We start from the raw sequence: 18,152 nt of genomic DNA on the forward strand, positions 1-18,152 counted from the left end.
GGGTCGTCCCATGCTCTCAGATCTCGCCATGTCGGGCGAATCGCACGAACACACCGATCCGATGTGTCGCCACGATGCCGTACAGTCGTGTGTGCACGCGCCGCCGGGGGGGAGGAGCGGTGCGGCATCAGTTCGGGGGAATCATGGGCGAAATGGTTTGTGCCCAAGCGTTAGGCATCGGCGTCGCGGCGCTGAGTCTTTTCGGCGGCGCGTCGATCTGGGTGGCGGTGGTCGCGGGCACCTGCGTGGGCGCGACCCTCGCGCTACAGGTCCGCGGCCGCTCGGTGCTGCGCTGGGCGGCCACCGCCGCGCTTTTCGCGCGGGACTCCGGGTACGAACTCGGAACGATAACCGATTTCCGTGGCCCCGGCGGTCGGCCGACTGGACTGTATTGGGATGGTGACCGAGTGGTCGCGGTGCTCGAGCTCAGCGCTGCGCCCGGCGGAATATCTTATGCGACAAAAGAATCCAATGAGCCAGCGCACACAGTACCGTTAGCGGTGTTCGCATCGTTGCTCACCCAGCACGACATCATGCTCGCGGGCATCGACATTATCAGCCACGGGCGGCGCAGCCAGGGGCCGAGCATTGCCGCCAGGGAATATGAGCGGCTGCTCGGCCGGCTGCAGGCACCGACATCGCAGACCGTGTGGCTGGCGGTCGCCCTCGACGTAGTGGCCAACGCGGAAGCCGTCCGACGGCGAGGTGGAGGCACCCGGGGAGCCGCTCGTGCTGTCACCATCGCCGCGACCCGTATCGTCCGAGAGCTGGAGCGACAAGGTTGTCCCGCAAGGATATTGACAGGCACCCATATCAAAGACGCCGTCCTCACCATCAGCGGTGGCACCGATCCGCGGACCCTCACCCAGCACTGGCGGTACGCGGTCGTCGGCAGTGCTGTCAATACCGGCGCCGTAAGCAAGCGATGCGACACCGCGTTATTGGCCGCAACGTGGTCGGTACCGGCAGAAACGACATCCGTGGCGATCCGGTTGCGGCCCGGATCGGCGCTGCATTCGGTGGCGGTTGGCGCATCCTGGCGGCTCTCCGGCGCAACAGCACCACATGCGCCGCCGGGTTCCGCAGCGGTGCACGGCCACCATCGCGATGCGTTGCTCGCTCACCTTCCGCTCGCGGCTCCGCGAAGTGATCGGGTAGTTCCCCTGCGGGAGTGCACTGTCGACGACTGGCAGCTGCCGACGGTCGGATGCGGACAACTCATCGGATCAGACCCGCAGGGACGCGCCGTCCTCGCCAGGCTGACCGGCACCGGCGTCGCCAACGTGTACCTCGCGGGCGGCATGCTGCTCGCGCAGCAAGTGGTGTTTCGGGCGTTGGCGACGGGAGCGCGAATCCTGATTCGCACCGACCGCCCCCACGCGTGGGAACGATTGACCGCGGCGGTCACCGATTCCAGCTGCCTCCATATCGACAGCCCAGCAACCCTTTCCGATGCCGGATACACTGCAGTAGTCTCCGACGGTGTCAGGTCGGACCCGCGACCGGATGCGACGATGATTCACCTGTCCGCAGACCGCGCCACGTGGCCATCGGAGCCGCCGGACATCTCGATCGAACAACTCGACGGCGCGCCCAACACGGTCGTGCTGCGAGCCGGCGCGAAAAAGGTCGAGGTGACGCTCATTTCGACGGCGAGTGAGACGTCCATCCTCGATCGAGAGCTATCACGACAACTCGTCGCGGCGGCGTCGTAGGTAGCGACGCTGGCCCGGGCTCGCCGCCAGTTCGATCGCCCGGTCGTAGGATGTGCGAGCCTCGGCGAGTCGGCCTGCTCGCCGCTGCAGATCCGCGAGCGCCGCGTGGTACGGGTGGTATCCATCGAGCGACAGAGTCTCGGCGATGGCCAAACCTGCTGTGGCACCCTCAGTCTCGGCAACGGCGATGGCCCGGTTCAGGGCCACCACGGGCGTCGGCGCGATTGCCCAAAGCTGGTCGTACAGCGCGACGATCTGCCGCCAATCGGTGTGCTCGGCGTGCATGGTGTCGGTGTGGACCGCATTGATCGCCGCGAGGATCTGATACTGGCCGGGCTGCCCACGGCGCAAACACCACCGCGCCAGTTCATGCCCCTCGGCGATGAGGCCACGGTTCCACGCCGTCCGGTCCTGCTCGGCCAGCGGCACCAGCACGCCGTCGGCAAACCGCGCGGGTCTGCGGGCATCGGTCAGCAGCATCAGCGCAAGCAACCCAATGACTTCCGGTTCATCGGGCATCAACGACCGCAACACGCGGGCGAGCCGAATCGCCTCCGCGCACAGGTCCGTTCGTACATCCGAGCCGGATGACGGCAAATAGCCCTCGTTGAAAACCAGGTAGATCGCGGCGAGCACACCTCGCAAACGGCGCGGTAACTCGGCATCCCGAGGCACCGCGTAGGGAATCTTTGCGGCGGCTATCTTGCGTTTGGCCCGGGTGATCCGTTGCGCCATGGTGCGTTCCGGCACGAGGAAGGCTGCGGCGATCTCGGCGACGCTCAACCCGCCGAGCAGTCGTAGCGTCAGGGCCGTGTGGACCTCGGTGGCCAGTGCCGGATGGCAGCACGTGAAGAACAGCCGCAGGCGGTCGTCCGGGATGGTCGACAGCGGTTCGCTGTCGTCGCTAACAGTCATGCTGTGCGCCTCGGCCTCTCGGGCGTCCCGGCTCGATTCTCGACGCAACCGGTCGATCCCCCGGTTGCGTGCAGTGGTGGTCAGCCAGGCACCGGGGTTGGGCGGCATGCCCTCGACCGGCCACCGTCGACTCGCCTCCACGAAGGCCTCCGCAGCCATGTCCTCGGCGAGATCGATGTTGCCGAAGCGACGGATCAGGGTCGCCACCACCCGGCCGAACTCGGCGCGAAAGACCTCGTCGAGGGCGGCGGCGACACCCGCATCCGCAGCCATTGGAACCTAGGCCGGCTCGTCGGCGAACGGGCGCACCTCTACCTTGCCCCGGCACGCGGCCGAACCCTCCGCCGCCAGTTCGATCGCCCGGTCCAGATTCGGTGCTTCGATGACCCAGAATCCGCCGAGGAATTCCTTCGACTCGGCGAACGGTCCATCCGTGGTCACGACGTCATCGCCGGTGCCATCCACCACCGTCGCGGTACTCACGTCGTGCAGTCCGCCGGCGAAGACCCAGGCGCCGATCTCGCGAAGCTTGGCGTTGAACTTGTCCACGGCGGCGTAGGTCTGCTGCATTTCCTCGTTGCTCGGCGCCGCCGCACCCTCGGTGCCCCACACGGAAAGCAGGTACTGCGTCATGGCGTACTCCTTCGTTTCGGTTCGTCAGGACAGTGGATTTCGTTCTGCCCTCACATCCTCTACGAATGAGCCGACCCGCATGCGACACCGGTCGTCAACGTTTTTTACGCCGCACTACTGGGTGATGACCGCTGCGTCGTCGCTGGTTGCCCAGGACGCGACGAACACACTCATCGGGATCGCCTCCACCCGACCGGTCCGGATGCCGCTGTCGTTGAGGTACACGACGCGGCGCGTCAGATCGATACCGGTGACCACGACCGCGTGGTCGGCGTGTGTGCGATTGCCCGGCTGGTGCCAGAGCATTTCGGCATTCACGCCGACGATCACCTTCTGGCCGCCCTCGAGGTCGCGAGCAAGGTCGACCACCGAGTCGGGCGCGCCGGGAAGATTGCGGTCAGTGTAGGTGGCGCCGATGCCGTAGTAGGACAGCAGTTCCGGCAGATCCTTTGGCGATGTTCCCGCCTTGCGAGTGGCGGTATCGGTGTCCTGATACACCGGTCCGCCGTCTACGGTGCTCGGCAATCGCTGTGCGACGCTGAGTATTTCCCGCTCCGACGGTTGCCGGCCGGTGATCTCGCCGACCACATCGGCGACCGCCATCTCGGCGCAGTCGCTGTCACGGTGTTGCAAACGCCAGTGCTGCGCGGCCGAAATCGGATCCCCATACACGGTCGATACCGGGGCGTGGTCGGTTTCCGCGGACGCGGCACCAGCGAAGGCTGCGGAGGCGACCGCGCCCACCAGCGCGGCGCCGGCAGCGGCGCGGACGAAACGAGAGAGCGGAGCAGCAACCATGAGGGCCTCGTGGAATGTGGGAGGAACCGGACAGGGAAAGAATCCGGGCGTGTGCTTGCCGAAAACTGGCCACTTTCTTGGCGCTTTGCCGCACTGGAGAATGTCGACATGGCGATCCTGGACATCAGCGTGCTCGGACCGTTACAGGTAACGGTCGACGGTGAGACGGTGCCGTTGGGCCGGCCCAAGCAGCGCGCGGTGCTGGGGTGTTTGATGGTCAGCCGCAATCGCGCCCTGTCGGCCGACTCCTTGATCGCCGCGGTGTGGGCGGCCAGCCCGCCGGCCGATCCGCGCGCGAGCCTGCAGGTGTACATCTCCAAGCTGCGCGAACTACTCAAGGACCGCGGCATCGATGCCGCTCGCGTGATCGCCAGCGCACCACCGGGCTACCGGCTCACCCTCGACAACGCGCACTGCGATGTCGGTAGGTTCGCGACGCGCAAAGCGGCCGGGCTCGACGCCATCACCAAGGGCAGCTTCGCCGAGGCGAGCCGGCACCTGTTCGCGGCGATGTCCGAATGGCACGGCCCGGTACTCGCCGACCTGCGCGACTACTCGTTCGTCGACCCGTTCGCGTCCGCGCTGGACGAGGATTTACTGACCGTGCAGACAGCATGGGCGCAGTCGGAGATCGCTTGCGGCCGGGCGGCTGCGGTCGTGGGTGACCTGCGCCAGCTCACCACCGACCACCCCTACCAGGAACCGCTCTGGGCGCAGTTGATCACCGCGCTGTACGTGACCGGTCGACAGTCCGACGCGTTGGACGCCTGCCGCCAGTTGCGCGCGGTGCTCTCCGACGAACTCGGGATCGACCCCAGCCCGCAGATTCAGGACCTCGAAGGCAAGATTCTCCGGCAGGAATCGCTGGACGTCGAGATCAACGAACCATCAGTGCCGGTATCGGACTCCCAAGCCCGCACGGTTCTCGAGACGCAGCGCCATGCGCACCAGGCAACGCTTCGCGACCATGACGGCGAGCAGCACATCCTGTCCGCCGGTACCACCCGAATCGGCCGGCACCCCGACAACGATGTGGTGGTCAATGACGTCCGAGCCAGCCGTCATCACGCGGTGATCATCGACACCGAGACCGGGTTGATCCTGGAAGACCTGCACTCAGCCAACGGCATCCGGCTCAACGGCGAGCGGTTGCTCGGACGCCGCCTACTCGCCGACGGCGATTGCATCCGCATCGGCAGCCACGAATACACCGTGCATCTGACTACTTGAACGCGCCCTGATTCTTCCACCAATCGATCAGATCCATGCCCGCGCCGGCATTGGCGGCGAAGGCGATGCCGAGCGCCTTGTTCGGCTCGCTCTCCCACATGACCGCCGGCACCGGCGGCTTGTCGGTGCTCGTGAAGCACATCATCCGGCCCACGATCGCCGACTCGCCATGCGCGCTGTAAGTGCCGGGCAGGGTGCCGTCGGCGCACTTGGCTCCCAAAAAGATCTTCTGGTCACCGTCGTAGTGGGAATTGAGGTCGGCGACGGTGTGGAACAGGAAGAAGTTGGCGGCGGGCACGCCTGCACCGGCATTCGCCGAGCAGTACAGCTTGGCGGTCTCGTCCGAGTCCGGGTCTTGATGGTCACAATTGGCCTGCGAGTATCCGGGCGGCAGCACGCCGAGCAATGTGGTGTCGGCGGCCGTGTAGTCGCCCGGCCCCGAACTGGTCGTTGGTGGCTCGCTCGGACCCGACGACTGCGGGGCTGTCGCGGGAACCATCGCCATGTGCGTATTGTCGTTCGGCACCGGCTTCGGCCGGATGCCCCAGAACCACACCGCAAATCCCGCGAACGCGAGCAGCACAACCACCGCGGCCAGGGCCAGCCACATTCGGCCTTTACCCTTTCGACCGCCCGACCCGACCGGCATCGGCTCGTAGGGTGGGTACTGCGGGAACTGACCGGGGGGCGGCGGCGTGAACTGCGGGCCGCTCGGCGGTGGCGTCAGCTGCTGGGTATTGGGCGTCTGGTAGGGCGGCACGGGTGGCGATCCGCTCCATGCCTGCTGCCAGGGTGGCGGCGTGGTTGTGCCGGCCTGCTGGGTCGGTCCGGGCGCCGTCGCTGCGAATTGTGCGGGAGTGCCAGGCCGTTCCGTGGGCAGGTCGGTGGGCAGCACCGTCCCGGCCGAGCGTTCGAGGATGGTGTTGGCCTCCTCCTGGTCGCGTTCGGTCAGTGCGTCGGTCGCGGCCGCGGCCAGGTCACCGGCGCTGGCATACCGGTCGGCCGGATCCTTGGCCATCCCGCGGGCGATGACGCCGTCGAAGGCCGCCGGAATTCCGGGGCGTGCGGCGCTCGGTTTCGGTGGCGGCGTAACCAGATGAGCCTTGATCACCGTGCGCAGGCTGTCGGTGGGGAACGGTCGCGAACCCGTGAGGCATTCGTGCAGCACACACGCCAACGAGTACACATCCGAGCGGTTGGTCACTTCCGTGTCGTCGAACCGTTCCGGAGCCATGTACGCGTACGTGCCGATCGCACTGCCCCGGGTGGTGAGCCGATCGTCGGTGGTGGAGCTGGCCAGCCCGAAATCGACCAGGTAGGCGAAGTCGTCACGGGTGATGAGGATGTTCTCCGGTTTGATGTCGCGGTGCACCAACTGATCAGCGTGTGCGGCGTCCAACGCCGCCGCCACCTGCCGGATGATCGCCACCGCCCGAGCGGGCGCGAGTGGACCGAACCGGCGCAGTATCTTTCGCAGGTCCGAGCCCTGCACGAGTCGCATGTCGAGGAACAGCAGCCCGTCGATCTCGCCGTAGTCATGGATCGGAATGATGTGCGGTTCCTGCAACCGCGCCGCGGAGTGCGACTCGCGGCGGAAGCGCTCCCGGAACTCGTCGTCGTCGGTGGCCTCGGCGGGCAGGAGCTTGAGCGCGATGGTGCGGTCCTTGATGGTGTCGTAGGCCTCGTAGACCTCGCCCATGCCACCGCGCCCGAGCAACCGCTGCAAGCGATACGGCCCGAACATCGTGCCCACCCGGGAGGGGAAGTCCGCGCCAGCCATCGTCTTGCCTCCGTCGCTGTCGGGCCCAACGGGCGACCGGCACTTCGGCGCTTGTTGCGCAGAAAAATTGTAGTTCCGATTAGTCCAAATGATCACGCCTTGATCAACGGCTTATCGAAGCCTGCGAATAGGCGATTCCGACCGCGAACCTAGGATCGTCGGTATGCCCGTCGACCGGATGCTGCCCACTTCCGAAGCCCACGACCTGATCGAGTTGACCCGCGACATCGCGGACAAAGTGCTCGAGCCGAAGGTCGTCGACTACGAGAAGCACGAGAAGTTTCCCGACGGTGTCTTCGAGGCGCTCGGCGCGGCCGGACTGCTCAGCCTGCCCTACCCAGAGGAGTTCGGCGGCGGCGATCAGCCCTACGAGGTCTACCTCCAGGTGCTCGAGGAGCTCGCCGCCCGCTGGGCAGCCGTCGCGGTGGCGGTAAGCGTGCATAGCCTGGCGTGCTACCCGCTGTTTGCGTTCGGCTCCGACGAGCAGAAGCAACGCTGGCTCCCGGACATGTTGGGCGGCAACACGATCGGCGCGTATTCGCTGTCCGAACCGCAGGCTGGATCCGATGCGGCCGCCCTCGCCTGCAAGGCCACCAAGACCGATGGCGGCTACACCATCAACGGTGCCAAGGCCTGGATCACCAACGGCGGTCGCGCGGATTTCTATTCGCTGTTCGCGCGCACGGGCGAAGGCTCGCGCGGGATCTCCTGCTTCCTCGTGCCGAACGACACGGCGGGACTGAGCTTCGGCAAGCCCGAGGAGAAAATGGGCCTGCGCGCGGTGCCCACCACGACCGCCAACTACGACGACGCCTTCGTCGCGGACGAGCGATTGATCGGTGCCGAAGGCCAGGGCCTCGCCATCGCGTTCAGCGCGCTGGACTCGGGCCGACTGGGCATCGCCGCGGTGGCCGTCGGGCTCGCCCAGCGGGCGCTCGATGATGCGGTGGCCTACGCCAAGGAGCGCAAGGCCTTCGGTAAGCGGATCATCGATCATCAGGGCCTCGGCTTCGTGCTCGCGGACATGGCCGCGGCCGTCGACGCCGCCCGGGCGACCTACCTCGACGCTGCCCGGCGGCGCGACCGCGGGTTGCCCTACTCCCGCCAGGCCAGCGTCGCCAAATTGACGGCCACCGACACCGCGATGAAGGTCACCACCGACGCGGTTCAGGTGTTCGGCGGCTACGGCTACACCCAGGACTTCCCCGTCGAGCGCTACATGCGGGAAGCGAAAATCACCCAGATCTTCGAGGGCACCAACCAGATTCAGCGACTGGTCATTGCCCGTCAGCTGGCGCAGTAGGCGCCGAAACCACCGTGTCGCCCCACACGGCACGGGCACCGGACTCCCCGACCCGGTAGATCTGCACCACCGATGCCGCCGCGCTGGCCACCGCGAGGATCGCCACAACCGCGGCCAGACCGCGACGCACCCGGCCCGCTCGCCGCTCCGAAATATCCAGCGCCACAATCAGTGCGGCGATCACCAGCATCGGCACGACGAAGTAGATCATGGTGTCGCCGAGGTGGGTGTGGGTGTGCAGCGCCGGGCTGCGACCGATGCGGTGTTCGAGCCATTCGCCGGCGTCGGTGGTCAGCGGAGTCAACACGACGGTGGCCGCGGCAAGCGCGACGAGCAGCCACAGCAGCCGTCGGCGAGCCGCCGGCCACAGCGCGCACATCACCAACAGCAGCGCCGTCATCGGCACGAGGACAACAACGAAATGCACCAACAGCACGTGCGCGGGCAGACCACTGATCGTCGACATGACCCACAAGTATTGGCGACCATCCTGATGATCTCCTGTAGACGTGCCGTGCGCTCACTGTCAGGCGACAAATCGGCGCGCGGCCGCGGCGAAGTTCGCACCGCAACGCGGATCCCGCGCGACGGTGCTGACATCGGCGAGGTGATCGACATCGACCAGCACCGGCAACGGGGTCACCGAATTGCCCGCGGCCAGCAAGGCCTGGCGGGTCAGTTCACCGGTCGCATCGGTGGACATCGGTACGTCGATGAGCACCTTTGCCGCCGCGGCATCGCGTACGCCGAGCGCCCACCAACCGCCGTCGGCGGCCAAGCCCAGCACCGTGTCCGAACGCTCGAGCAGACTCATGGCCTCGGCGAGCAACGCGGGGTCGGCTTGCGGAGTGTCCATGCCGACCTGCAGGATCGGCATTTTCCCGACCAGCGCCGCGGTGTCGAGATGGGCGTTGGCCAACCGTTCGGCAAACCCGGAACCGTTCTGTTCGATCACCTCGAAATGCTCCAACGCGGCGGTGATCTCGTTCGCGCGTTCGGCCGCTGCCAGGTCGCCGCACAGCGCCACCACCCGGCGAGCGGCCGGACATTGCGCGGCCGCGGACAGGGTGTCCAACAGCGCCGCGGCGGCCAATTGGGCTGCCTGTGCGGGCGTCAGAGGCGGAGACAACCGGGTCTTGGCGAAGCCCGCTACCGGGGCCTTGGCAACGACGAGGATGGCGGCGTTCACCCGCGCACCGCCCAGAAGTCACGGACGGTGCGTACGGTGCCGGTCAGCGATCCGGACACCTTCGACTTGCCCCCGGCACGCGGCGCATAAGTGATGTCCCGCTCGACCACTGTCCATCCGGATTCTGCTGCCCGGCAAAGTAATTCGAGCGGATAGCCGAATCGGGGGTGCAGCGGTCCCAACTGCAACAGCGCCTCCCGGCGGACCACGCGCACCGGACCGATGTCATGCACCGGCAGTCCGAAGCGGCGCCGCAGACGGTAGGCCAGCACTATATTCGCGATCCGGGCGTGCAGCGGCCACCCGGCTTTGCTAACCGGCCGTCGGCGACCGACGACCAGATCAGCGTTCGATAGTTCGGCAACCAGCGGCGGCAGTTCCTCCGGCGCCATCGACCCGTCGCCGTCGAGGAAAGCCACCACCTCGGTTTCGGCCGCATCCAGCCCGGCAGCCACCGCGGCGCCGTAGCCGCGTTTGGGTTCGCGTACTACCCGGGCGCCGTGGGCAGCGGCCACGGCGGCGGTGTCATCGTCGGATCCGTTGTCGACCACCAACGCCTGATACCCCGCCGGGATACGGGCAAGCACGCCCGGCAACGCCTCCGCCTCATTGAGGCAGGGGATGATCACGGTCACAGTCGAAGGCACGTACGCACGTTAGCGGAGTCGGTCGACGTTGCCCCTATCGTGTGATCTTGTGACTACACCCCGATGGGCGGTGCGCCGCGACCTCATTGCCGCGGCGCTTGCGGCGCTGCTCGTCGCTGCGGCTTTCCTCGTCCCCCACCTTGCATCAGCGGACTGGCGCAAGTCGTTGTATGCGGCGACGGCGCCGATTTTCGGTTCGTGGCTGCCGCATGTGGGGTGGGGCACCGTTCCAGCGATAGTCATCGCCGCGGTCGTTGCATTGGCCGGTCCACGCATTGCCGCTCGGCTGCGCTGGCGCGGCCTGCTCGCGGTGACATGGGCGACGTCGGTGGCCTGGACGATGGCACTGGCCATGGTGGATGGCTGGCAACGCGGCTTCGCCGACCGACTCACCACGCGCGACGAATACCTGCACGAGGTTCCCGGTGTCACCGACATCCCGGCGATGGTGCGTGGGTTCAGCGGCCGCATCCTCGACTTCCAGCCACATTCGTGGACCACCCACGTCTCCGGTCACCCGCCGGGCGCGCTGCTCGTCTTCGTCTGGCTGGATCGGATCGGTTTGCACGGCGGCGCCTGGGCGGGGGGACTATGCGTGCTGGTCGGCACGAGCGCGACGGTGGCGGTCCTGATTGCGCTGCGCCGACTCTCGTCCGAACGTGTCGCGCGAGCGGCCGCACCGTTTCTGGCATTGGCGCCAGCGGCGATCTGGATCGCGGTGTCGGCCGACGCTTTTTTTGCCGGCGTGGCCGCGTGGGCAGTGGCGCTGTTGTCGCTCGCTGCGACCATGCGGGCGCGGCGGGGGCTGGTGGTCGGCTTTTCCTCGGGCGTGCTGTTCGGGTTCTCGATCTACCTCAATTACGGCCTGGTGCTGCTGGGTGTCTTCGCGCTGGCCGTGCTGATCGGCGCGCGGTCGTGGCGACCGCTCGTCCCCGCCGTCATCGGCGCGTTCGCCGTCGCGGCGGCGTTCACCGCGGCCGGGTTCTGGTGGTTCGACGGCTATCACCTGGTGGTGCAGCGTTACTACCAGGGCATCGCCTCGCAGCGACCGTTCGACTACTGGGGGTGGGCGAACCTGGCGGCGGTGGTGTGCGCGACCGGCTTGGCGGTTCCGGCCGCACTGCCGCGAGTGCTCACCTGGCGCGCTCTCCGCGCGTGGGAGGGGCTCACCCTGCTGGTCGGGTCGGCGGTGTGCTGCATCCTGGCGGCGGACCTGAGCGCGCTGAGCAAGGCCGAGACTGAGCGCATCTGGCTGCCGTTCACCATCTGGCTCATGGCCGCCCCGGCACTGCTGCCGCTGCGGCACCGCCGAGCGTGGTTGGCAATCCAGGGATTGGGCGCGCTGGTGCTCGTGCACCTGATCTTGACCAACTGGTAGCTATGGGCTCGGCTGCGACACCGCGCCGGTCTCGCGCAGCGGGGCGAACGCGAACTCTGCCAGTCCCTCTCGCGGCGTGATCTGGGCGGTGAACTTCAATTCCGCGGCCGCCTTGACCGGGCTGGCCACGATGTGCCGCACGTCGCCGCTGCGGTACTGGCCGGTGATCACCGGCGCGGGTCCCCCGCGGGCCTCGGCGACAATGCTGGCGACCTCGGCGATGCTGATCGGCGTGCCGGAGCACACGTTGAATGCAGTGAAGCCCTTACCGTCCCAGTCACTAGCCGCGACATTCGCCGCGGCCACATCGGCCACATGCACGAAATCGCGCATCTGTTTGCCGTCTTCGTAAACCGTCGGCGGGCGGCCGGCTTCCAGCGCGGAGCGGAACATCGCCGCCACCCCGGAGTAGGGCGTATTGCGCGGCATGTTCGGGCCGTACACGTTGTGGTACCGCAGCGCGACGACGGTGCCCCCCGTCGCTGCACTCCATGCCAAGGCATAGTTTTCCTGCGCCAATTTGCTTGCGGCATAGGTGCTTCGCGGTTGCAGCGGGGCATCTTCGTCGACCAGGTCCCAGCTCAGCCGCTCACCGGTGTCGGGATCGAGATTGTCGAACCGGCCCGCATCGAGGTCTGCGCGGTTGCGTGGCGCCGGGACCACGATCTTGTCGCCTGCCCGATAGCGTCCTTCCCCGTAGACCACCATCGAGGACGCGAGAACCAGCTTTCGGCATCCCGCGCGCTCCATCGCCGCAAGTAGTACGGCCGTACCGAAATCGTTGTGGCTGGCGTACGCCGGCGCGTCCTGCTGGCTCACTCCCGCACCGACGACGGCAGCCTGATGGCATACCACGTCGATGCCGGCCAGTGCGTCGTCGAGGGCTTCCGAGTCGCGAACGTCGATGCGGTGCAATGACATATCTTCCGGCGGTTCGGCGTGCGCCGACGGTAACAGCGCATCCAGCGCGAGGACGTCATGTCCGGCAGTCGCGAGCGCCGAGCGCACGTGTGCGCCGATGAAGCCGGCGGCGCCGGTCAGCAACACTCGCATCAGGGCAACTCGATCGGCAGCCGCATGCCCTCGTGCACGCTTCGGCACTCGGCGCACGCCTGCGCCGAATCGATGCTCGAAATCGCCTTGCGTACGAGCTCCTTGAACGGTTCGATGTTGCGCTGGAACTCGGCGAACACGTCGACGGCCCGCACCCCCGCACCCACCTCGATCCCGGCATCGAGATCCGTGACCAAAGCAATTGCGGCGTAGCACATTTCGAGCTCGCGCGCGAGAACGGCCTCGGGGTGGCCGGTCATGTTGACCAAGCGCCAGCCCTGGTTGGCGAACCATTGGCTCTCCGCCCGGGTGGAGAAGCGCGGGCCCTCGACCACCACCATCGTGCCGCCCTCGACGACGCCGGGTTGCATTGCGGCGTCGCGCATCTGGCTGCAGTACGGATCGGCGAAACTCACATGGATGCCGCCGCCGTCGAAATACGTGTGCGCCCGCCCCGACGTCCGGTCCACCAGTTGGTCGGGCACCGCGACCGTGCCCATCCCCAGCTGCGGGGTCAGGCTGCCGACCGCGCACGGTCCGAATACCCGCTGCACACCGATCGACCGCAGCGCCCACATGTTGGCCCGGTAGGGCACGGTGTGTGGCGAAAACTGGTGCTTCACACCGTGCCTCGGCAGGAACGCGACGGGGTGTGCGGCAACCGTTCCGACGGTGATCGGCCCGCTCGGCGTGCCGTACGGCGTATCGACCTCGATGACCTGCGCATCATCGTCGAAGAAGCCGTAGAAGCCGCTGCCGCCGATCACGCCGATCATCGGAGTGCGCTTATGAGATGGGGGCATGGGAAAGATTCTGTCAGGTTGCGGTGAGTGCACCCGCGCTAGCAACAGCCATCCGCGATCGGCCCGCGGGTCTCGCGGGTCTGCGCGTTTCGGGCCCCGAGTTGATCCGCTTCCGGGTAGTCGACTCGGATCAGGCTCAAGCCATGGGCCGGAGCTACGGTCACCGCACTCGACCGTTCGCGTTGCGCGAGCAGACCGCTGGTCCACGCGACAGGACGGCGCCCCTCCCCTACTGCGAGTACCGCGCCCACGAGACTGCGCACCATCGACCAGCAGAACGCATCGGCGCTAACGTAAGCATCCAGGCGGTGGCCACGCTGCTCCCACTCGAAGCGCTGCAATTCCCGCACCGTGGTGGCGCCGTCACGACGCCGACAGAAGGCGGCGAAGTCATGCAGTCCGAGCAGGTTGCTCGACGCCGCCTGCATCGCAGCAACGTCCAATCCCGGCTTCGCCGCCACCACGCTGCGGGCCGCCAACGGGTCCACCCCGTACGGGGCGGTGCTCAACCGGTAGACGTAGTGCCGGCGCAGGGCGGAAAACCGCGCGTCGAAGTCCTTCGGGGCTTGCTCGATCCCGGTGATTCGCACGTCCGCGGGCAGGAACCGTGCCATCCGACGCAACAGCCTGTCGAGGTCCTCGGGCGCTTGCGTAGCGTCGAAATGCGCGACCTGTCCCTCGGCGTGCACGCCCGCGTCGGTCCGGCCGGCGACGGTCAGCTGCACCGGTTCGCGCAGCACGGTGGACAACGCCTCCTCGAGCACACCTTGGACCGTGCGCAGGCCCGGCTGGCGGGCCCAACCCGTGAAATCCGTGCCGTCATAGGCGACACCCAGGCGTAAGCGAACAGACCCGCCGTCCGGAACTCCGGGGGCGGGTCTGTTCGATAGTGGCGCGCTCACTACTCGGCGGCGTCGTCCGTCTCACGCTGCGACGGCGGCAACTGGTAACCAGCGGCCTCGGCCGCCTCGGCATCCTTGAACCAAATCTCGGCAACCGTCGAGTTGTAGAAACGGGTGCCCGGCAAGTGGTACAGCTTCGAGTCGGCGTTGCCCTTGACCGGGAAACCCTCCGGCTCAGAGCCGTCCTCGAGCGCCGGGTGGCTGCCTTCCGGAGCCGTAGCCTCGGCGTCGGCAACCGCGTCGACGCCCTCGGCTGTCGCCTCGACAACCTTGCTCGGCGACTCGGTGCGCTCGGTGGCTGACAGAGCGCTCGACTCCTCAGTCACGCCCTCGGCAACCGCGTCAGCGTTCGCAATCTCGTCCGGGGTGGCCTCCGCTTCGACCTCCGCTACCACGTTGGTCGGCTGTTCGGCGGCCTTCTTCTTCGACGCTGCCGCGCGGGTGGCGCGGCTGGCCTCCGAGGAAACCGTCTTCTCCCGAACCAGCTCGATGATCGCCATCGGGGCGTTGTCGCCCTTACGCGGAACGGTCTTGATGATGCGGGTGTAGCCGCCGTCGCGGTCAGCGAAGGACGGACCGATCTCCGCGAACAAGGTGTGGACGACGTCCTTGTTGCGGATCACCTTCATCACCTCACGCCGATGCGCCAACGTGCCGGCCTTGGCGTGGGTGACCAGCTTCTCCGCGTACGGACGCAGCCGCTTGGCCTTGGTCTCCGTGGTGGTGATCCGGCCGTGCTCGAACAGCGACGTGGCCAGGTTGGCCAGGATCGCTTTCTGGTGCGAAGCCGACCCGCCGAGACGGGGACCCTTGGTGGGCTTGGGCATTTCTGTTTTCTCCTAGAGCTGTTCAGTCTCGGCGTAGTCCTGGTCGTGGTCATTGAACGACCCGGCGTCATCGCTCCAGCTGCCGGTGGCGGCGTCGTATCCGGCGACGGTCGTCGGGTCGAACGAGGCCGGGCTGTCCTTGAGCGACAGACCCAGCGAGTGCAGCTTGACCTTGACCTCGTCGATGGACTTCTGCCCGAAGTTGCGGATGTCGAGCAGGTCCGATTCGGTGCGGGCCACCAGTTCACCAACTGTGTGCACGCCCTCGCGCTTGAGGCAGTTGTACGAGCGCACGGTGAGGTCGAGGTCCTCGATCGGCAGGCTGAACGAGGCGATGTGGTCGGCCTCGGCCGGCGACGGACCGATTTCGATGCCCTCGGCGTCCACATTCAGTTCGCGCGCGAGCCCGAACAGTTCCACCAGCGTCTTACCAGCCGAGGCCAGCGCGTCGCGGGCGGTGATGGAGTTCTTGGTCTCCACGTCCAGGATCAGCTTGTCGAAGTCGGTGCGCTGCTCGACGCGGGTCGCCTCGACCTTGTAGGTCACCTTCAGCACCGGCGAGTAGATCGAGTCGACCGGAATGCGACCGATCTCCGCGCCCGAGGCCTTGTTCTGCACGGCCGGCACGTAACCGCGGCCACGCTCCACGACGAGCTCGATCTCGAGCTTGCCGCGGTCGTTGAGGGTCGCGATGTGCATGTCCGGGTTGTGCACGGTCACCCCGGCAGGCGGCACGATGTCACCGGCGGTGACGGTGCCCGGGCCCTGCTTGCGCACGTACATGGTGACCGGCTCGTCCTCTTCGGAACTGACGACCAGGCCCTTGAGGTTCAGGATGATGTCGGTGACGTCTTCCTTGACCCCCGCAACAGTGGTGAACTCGTGCAGCACCCCGTCGATGCGGATGCTGGTGACCGCCGCGCCCGGGATGGACGACAGCAGCGTGCGGCGCAGCGAGTTGCCGAGCGTGTAGCCGAAGCCGGGCTCGAGCGGCTCGATGGTGAACCTGGACCGGTTTTCCGCGATAACCTCTTCGGCCAAGGTGGGTCGCTGAGAAATCAGCATGGTGTTCTCTTCCTCCTACGGGCGCCCGCTATTTGACGCCCACGTTGGGTGGCCTGTGCGTGAATTTTCACCGCGGGCGGTGAAAATTCACGCACAAGCGATAGTTACTTCGAGTAGTACTCGACGATCAGCTGTTCCTGCAGCGGCACATCGATCTGCGCGCGTTCCGGCAACTGGTGCACGAGGATGCGCAGCCGGCCGGGGATCACCTGCAGCCAGCCGGGAACCGGGCGCTCGCCCTGGGTCTCGCGCGCGATCTGGAACGGCAGGGTTTGCAGCGACTTCTCGTTGACGTCGATGATGTCGTACTGCGAGACGCGGTAGCTGGGCACGTCGACCTTGACGCCGTTGACCAGGAAGTGGCCGTGGCTGACCAGCTGACGGGCCTGGCGACGGGTGCGGGCCAGGCCGGCACGGTAGACGACGTTGTCGAGACGGGTCTCGAGCAATCGGAGCAGGTTCTCGCCGGTCTTACCCTTGAGGCGGTTGGCCTCCTCGTAGTAGCGGCGGAACTGCTTTTCCATCACGCCGTAGGAGAAGCGAGCCTTCTGCTTCTCCTGCAGCTGCAGCAGGTATTCGCTCTCCTTGATCCGCGCGCGACCGTGCTGGCCGGGCGGGTAGGGGCGACGCTCGAAGGCCTGATCGCCTCCGACGAGGTCAACACGAAGCCGACGCGACTTGCGCGTAACGGGACCGGTGTAACGAGCCATGTGTCTTTACTTCCTTTCCCGTTAGACCCGGCGCCGCTTGGGCGGACGGCAGCCGTTGTGCGGCTGCGGAGTGACATCGGAGATAGTGCCGACCTCGAGACCGGCGGCCTGCAGCGAACGGATCGCGGTTTCCCGGCCGGAGCCTGGGCCCTTGACGAACACGTCAACCTTCTTCACGCCGTGCTCCTGCGCCTTGCGGGCAGCGTTCTCGGCAGCAAGCTGCGCGGCGAACGGGGTCGACTTACGCGAACCCTTGAAGCCGACGTGCCCGGACGACGCCCACGAGATGACGTTGCCGTTGGGGTCCGTGATGGAAACGATGGTGTTGTTGAACGTGCTCTTGATGTGCGCGTGGCCGTGCGGGATGTTCTTCTTATCGCGCCGGCGAGCTTTCTGGGTCTTCTTCGGACCGCTGGTACGTGACTTGGGAGGCATGGATTACCTGGCCTTCTTCTTGCCGGCGATGGTCTTCTTCGGTCCCTTGCGGGTGCGCGCGTTGGTCTTGGTGCGCTGGCCGCGGACGGGCAGACCACGACGGTGACGCAGGCCCTGGTAGCAGCCGATCTCGATCTTGCGGCGGATATCGGCCTGCACCTCGCGGCGCAGGTCACCTTCCACCTTCAGTTCGGAACCTTCGATGTAGTCGCGCAGCTTGGTCAGCTGCTCGTCGTCGAGGTCCTTGGCGCGCAGGTCCGGGCTGACGCCGGTGGCGTCCAAGATCTCCTTGGAGCGGGTACGGCCGATGCCGTAGATGTAGGTGAGTGCGATCTCCATGCGCTTTTCGCGCGGGAGGTCAACGCCCATTAAACGAGCCATTGTCGAGGCATTCCTTTACGTTGCGGAGGTCTGCTCCCAGTCCGTCCCCTCTTCTGGTGGGGCCCCGGCCTCCGGTCCGGGGGTAGTGCGCGCGGCTCGAGCTCGTCGCCCGATCGTCACCGCGCGCTTGGCGCTGGGAGATCTTCTTTGCAGTTGTGTCGTACCGATCGGCATCGGTGCCAGGCAGAAAGCCGGTGATCAGCCCTGACGCTGCTTGTGACGCAGGTTGTCGCAGATCACCATGACCCGGCCCTTACGGCGGATCACCTTGCACTTCTCGCAGATCGGCTTGACGCTCGGGTTGACCTTCACGTCGTTCCAATCCTTTTCATCACGTCCACGCAGAGTGGACCCACGTGAACACAGCTATCCCCGGTCGGAACCGACC

20 protein-coding genes are annotated in these 18,152 nt (G+C 66.7%); 4 read left to right on the forward strand and 16 right to left on the reverse strand.

Annotated elements, in window-relative coordinates; genetic code table 11:
- Positions 1-119 precede the first annotated feature (119 nt).
- The gene (gene eccE / locus FOS14_RS01645; protein ID WP_185981562.1) at positions 120-1,715 is read left to right on the forward strand and encodes a type VII secretion protein EccE; all 1,596 of its coding nucleotides are present in this window, start codon (positions 120-122) and stop codon (positions 1,713-1,715) included.
- On the opposite strand, the gene FOS14_RS01650 is transcribed toward eccE, so the two are convergent.
- The 3 genes from FOS14_RS01650 to FOS14_RS01660 form a co-directional block, all read right to left on the reverse strand.
- Positions 1,686-2,903, reverse strand: a complete 1,218-nt coding sequence (locus FOS14_RS01650; RefSeq protein WP_143768502.1) for an RNA polymerase sigma factor — start codon at positions 2,901-2,903, stop codon at positions 1,686-1,688. The genes eccE and FOS14_RS01650 overlap by 30 nt on opposite strands.
- Before the next feature lie 6 nt (positions 2,904-2,909).
- Positions 2,910-3,263, reverse strand: a complete 354-nt coding sequence (locus FOS14_RS01655) for a YciI family protein (protein ID WP_143768503.1) — start codon at positions 3,261-3,263, stop codon at positions 2,910-2,912.
- A gap of 114 nt (positions 3,264-3,377) precedes the next feature.
- Positions 3,378-4,061: a C39 family peptidase gene (locus FOS14_RS01660; RefSeq protein WP_143768504.1), complete on the reverse strand. Its 684-nt coding sequence runs from the start codon at positions 4,059-4,061 to the stop codon at positions 3,378-3,380.
- A 108-nt stretch (positions 4,062-4,169) separates the two neighbouring features.
- On the opposite strand from FOS14_RS01660, the gene FOS14_RS01665 reads away from it, so the two are divergent.
- Positions 4,170-5,291 (forward strand): BTAD domain-containing putative transcriptional regulator, encoded by a 1,122-nt coding sequence (locus FOS14_RS01665; protein WP_143768505.1) that lies wholly within the window; start codon positions 4,170-4,172, stop codon positions 5,289-5,291.
- On the opposite strand, the gene FOS14_RS25395 is transcribed toward FOS14_RS01665, so the two are convergent.
- A complete protein-coding gene (locus FOS14_RS25395) occupies positions 5,284-7,071 on the reverse strand; it encodes a serine/threonine-protein kinase (RefSeq protein WP_143768506.1) in 1,788 nt (595 codons plus the stop codon). The two genes, FOS14_RS01665 and FOS14_RS25395, sit on opposite strands and share 8 nt — an antisense overlap.
- A 163-nt stretch (positions 7,072-7,234) precedes the next feature.
- On the opposite strand from FOS14_RS25395, the gene FOS14_RS01675 reads away from it, so the two are divergent.
- Positions 7,235-8,374 carry an acyl-CoA dehydrogenase family protein gene (locus FOS14_RS01675; RefSeq protein ID WP_143768507.1) on the forward strand — a complete coding sequence of 380 codons (1,140 nt, stop codon included), beginning with the start codon at positions 7,235-7,237 and terminating at the stop codon, positions 8,372-8,374.
- Here FOS14_RS01675 and FOS14_RS01680 read toward each other — a convergent pair.
- From FOS14_RS01680 to FOS14_RS01690, 3 genes are read right to left on the reverse strand one after another with little or no spacing between them, the layout of a single operon-like run.
- Positions 8,349-8,840 (reverse strand): DUF2231 domain-containing protein, encoded by a 492-nt coding sequence (locus FOS14_RS01680; protein ID WP_143768508.1) that lies wholly within the window; start codon positions 8,838-8,840, stop codon positions 8,349-8,351. The two genes, FOS14_RS01675 and FOS14_RS01680, sit on opposite strands and share 26 nt — an antisense overlap.
- 60 nt (positions 8,841-8,900) lie before the next feature.
- Positions 8,901-9,563, reverse strand: coding sequence for a DUF2064 domain-containing protein (locus FOS14_RS01685; protein WP_143768509.1), 663 nt, complete (start codon positions 9,561-9,563; stop codon positions 8,901-8,903).
- On the reverse strand, positions 9,560-10,210 hold the full coding sequence (locus FOS14_RS01690) for a glycosyltransferase family 2 protein (protein ID WP_185981563.1): 651 nt from the start codon (positions 10,208-10,210) through the stop codon (positions 9,560-9,562). The genes FOS14_RS01685 and FOS14_RS01690 overlap by 4 nt, the downstream gene beginning before the upstream one ends.
- Positions 10,211-10,259: 49 nt before the next feature.
- Between FOS14_RS01690 and FOS14_RS01695 the strand changes: the two genes are divergently transcribed.
- Positions 10,260-11,588, forward strand: a complete 1,329-nt coding sequence (locus FOS14_RS01695; protein ID WP_143768510.1) for a hypothetical protein — start codon at positions 10,260-10,262, stop codon at positions 11,586-11,588.
- Here FOS14_RS01695 and FOS14_RS01700 read toward each other — a convergent pair whose 3' ends face one another.
- The 9 genes from FOS14_RS01700 to rpmJ all read right to left on the reverse strand — a co-directional run bounded on the left by FOS14_RS01700 (position 11,589) and on the right by rpmJ (position 18,076).
- Positions 11,589-12,641: an NAD(P)-dependent oxidoreductase gene (locus tag FOS14_RS01700; RefSeq protein ID WP_143768511.1), complete on the reverse strand. Its 1,053-nt coding sequence runs from the start codon at positions 12,639-12,641 to the stop codon at positions 11,589-11,591.
- Positions 12,641-13,417, reverse strand: coding sequence for an S-methyl-5'-thioadenosine phosphorylase (locus tag FOS14_RS01705; RefSeq protein WP_143768627.1), 777 nt, complete (start codon positions 13,415-13,417; stop codon positions 12,641-12,643). The genes FOS14_RS01700 and FOS14_RS01705 overlap by 1 nt, the downstream gene beginning before the upstream one ends.
- Positions 13,418-13,482: 65 nt before the next feature.
- Positions 13,483-14,346 (reverse strand): tRNA pseudouridine(38-40) synthase TruA, encoded by an 864-nt coding sequence (gene truA / locus FOS14_RS01710; RefSeq protein ID WP_143768512.1) that lies wholly within the window; start codon positions 14,344-14,346, stop codon positions 13,483-13,485.
- Entirely contained in the window at positions 14,346-15,173 is an 828-nt protein-coding gene (gene rplQ / locus FOS14_RS01715; protein ID WP_143768513.1) for a 50S ribosomal protein L17, read from the reverse strand. Before rplQ ends, truA begins: the two co-directional genes overlap by 1 nt.
- Before the next feature lie 12 nt (positions 15,174-15,185).
- Entirely contained in the window at positions 15,186-16,238 is a 1,053-nt protein-coding gene (locus FOS14_RS01720; protein WP_143768514.1) for a DNA-directed RNA polymerase subunit alpha, read from the reverse strand.
- Positions 16,239-16,342: 104 nt separating this feature from the next.
- The gene (gene rpsD / locus FOS14_RS01725) at positions 16,343-16,948 is read right to left on the reverse strand and encodes a 30S ribosomal protein S4 (RefSeq protein ID WP_143768515.1); all 606 of its coding nucleotides are present in this window, start codon (positions 16,946-16,948) and stop codon (positions 16,343-16,345) included.
- A gap of 21 nt (positions 16,949-16,969) precedes the next feature.
- Positions 16,970-17,383, reverse strand: a complete 414-nt coding sequence (rpsK, locus tag FOS14_RS01730; RefSeq protein ID WP_143768516.1) for a 30S ribosomal protein S11 — start codon at positions 17,381-17,383, stop codon at positions 16,970-16,972.
- A 3-nt stretch (positions 17,384-17,386) separates the two neighbouring features.
- Positions 17,387-17,764 (reverse strand): 30S ribosomal protein S13, encoded by a 378-nt coding sequence (gene rpsM / locus FOS14_RS01735; protein WP_143768517.1) that lies wholly within the window; start codon positions 17,762-17,764, stop codon positions 17,387-17,389.
- A 198-nt stretch (positions 17,765-17,962) separates the two neighbouring features.
- Positions 17,963-18,076, reverse strand: coding sequence for a 50S ribosomal protein L36 (gene rpmJ / locus FOS14_RS01740; RefSeq protein WP_018163500.1), 114 nt, complete (start codon positions 18,074-18,076; stop codon positions 17,963-17,965).
- Positions 18,077-18,152 lie beyond the last annotated feature (76 nt).

The organism is Skermania sp. ID1734 (assembly GCF_007489285.1).
Lineage (GTDB): Bacteria > Actinomycetota > Actinomycetes > Mycobacteriales > Mycobacteriaceae > ID1734.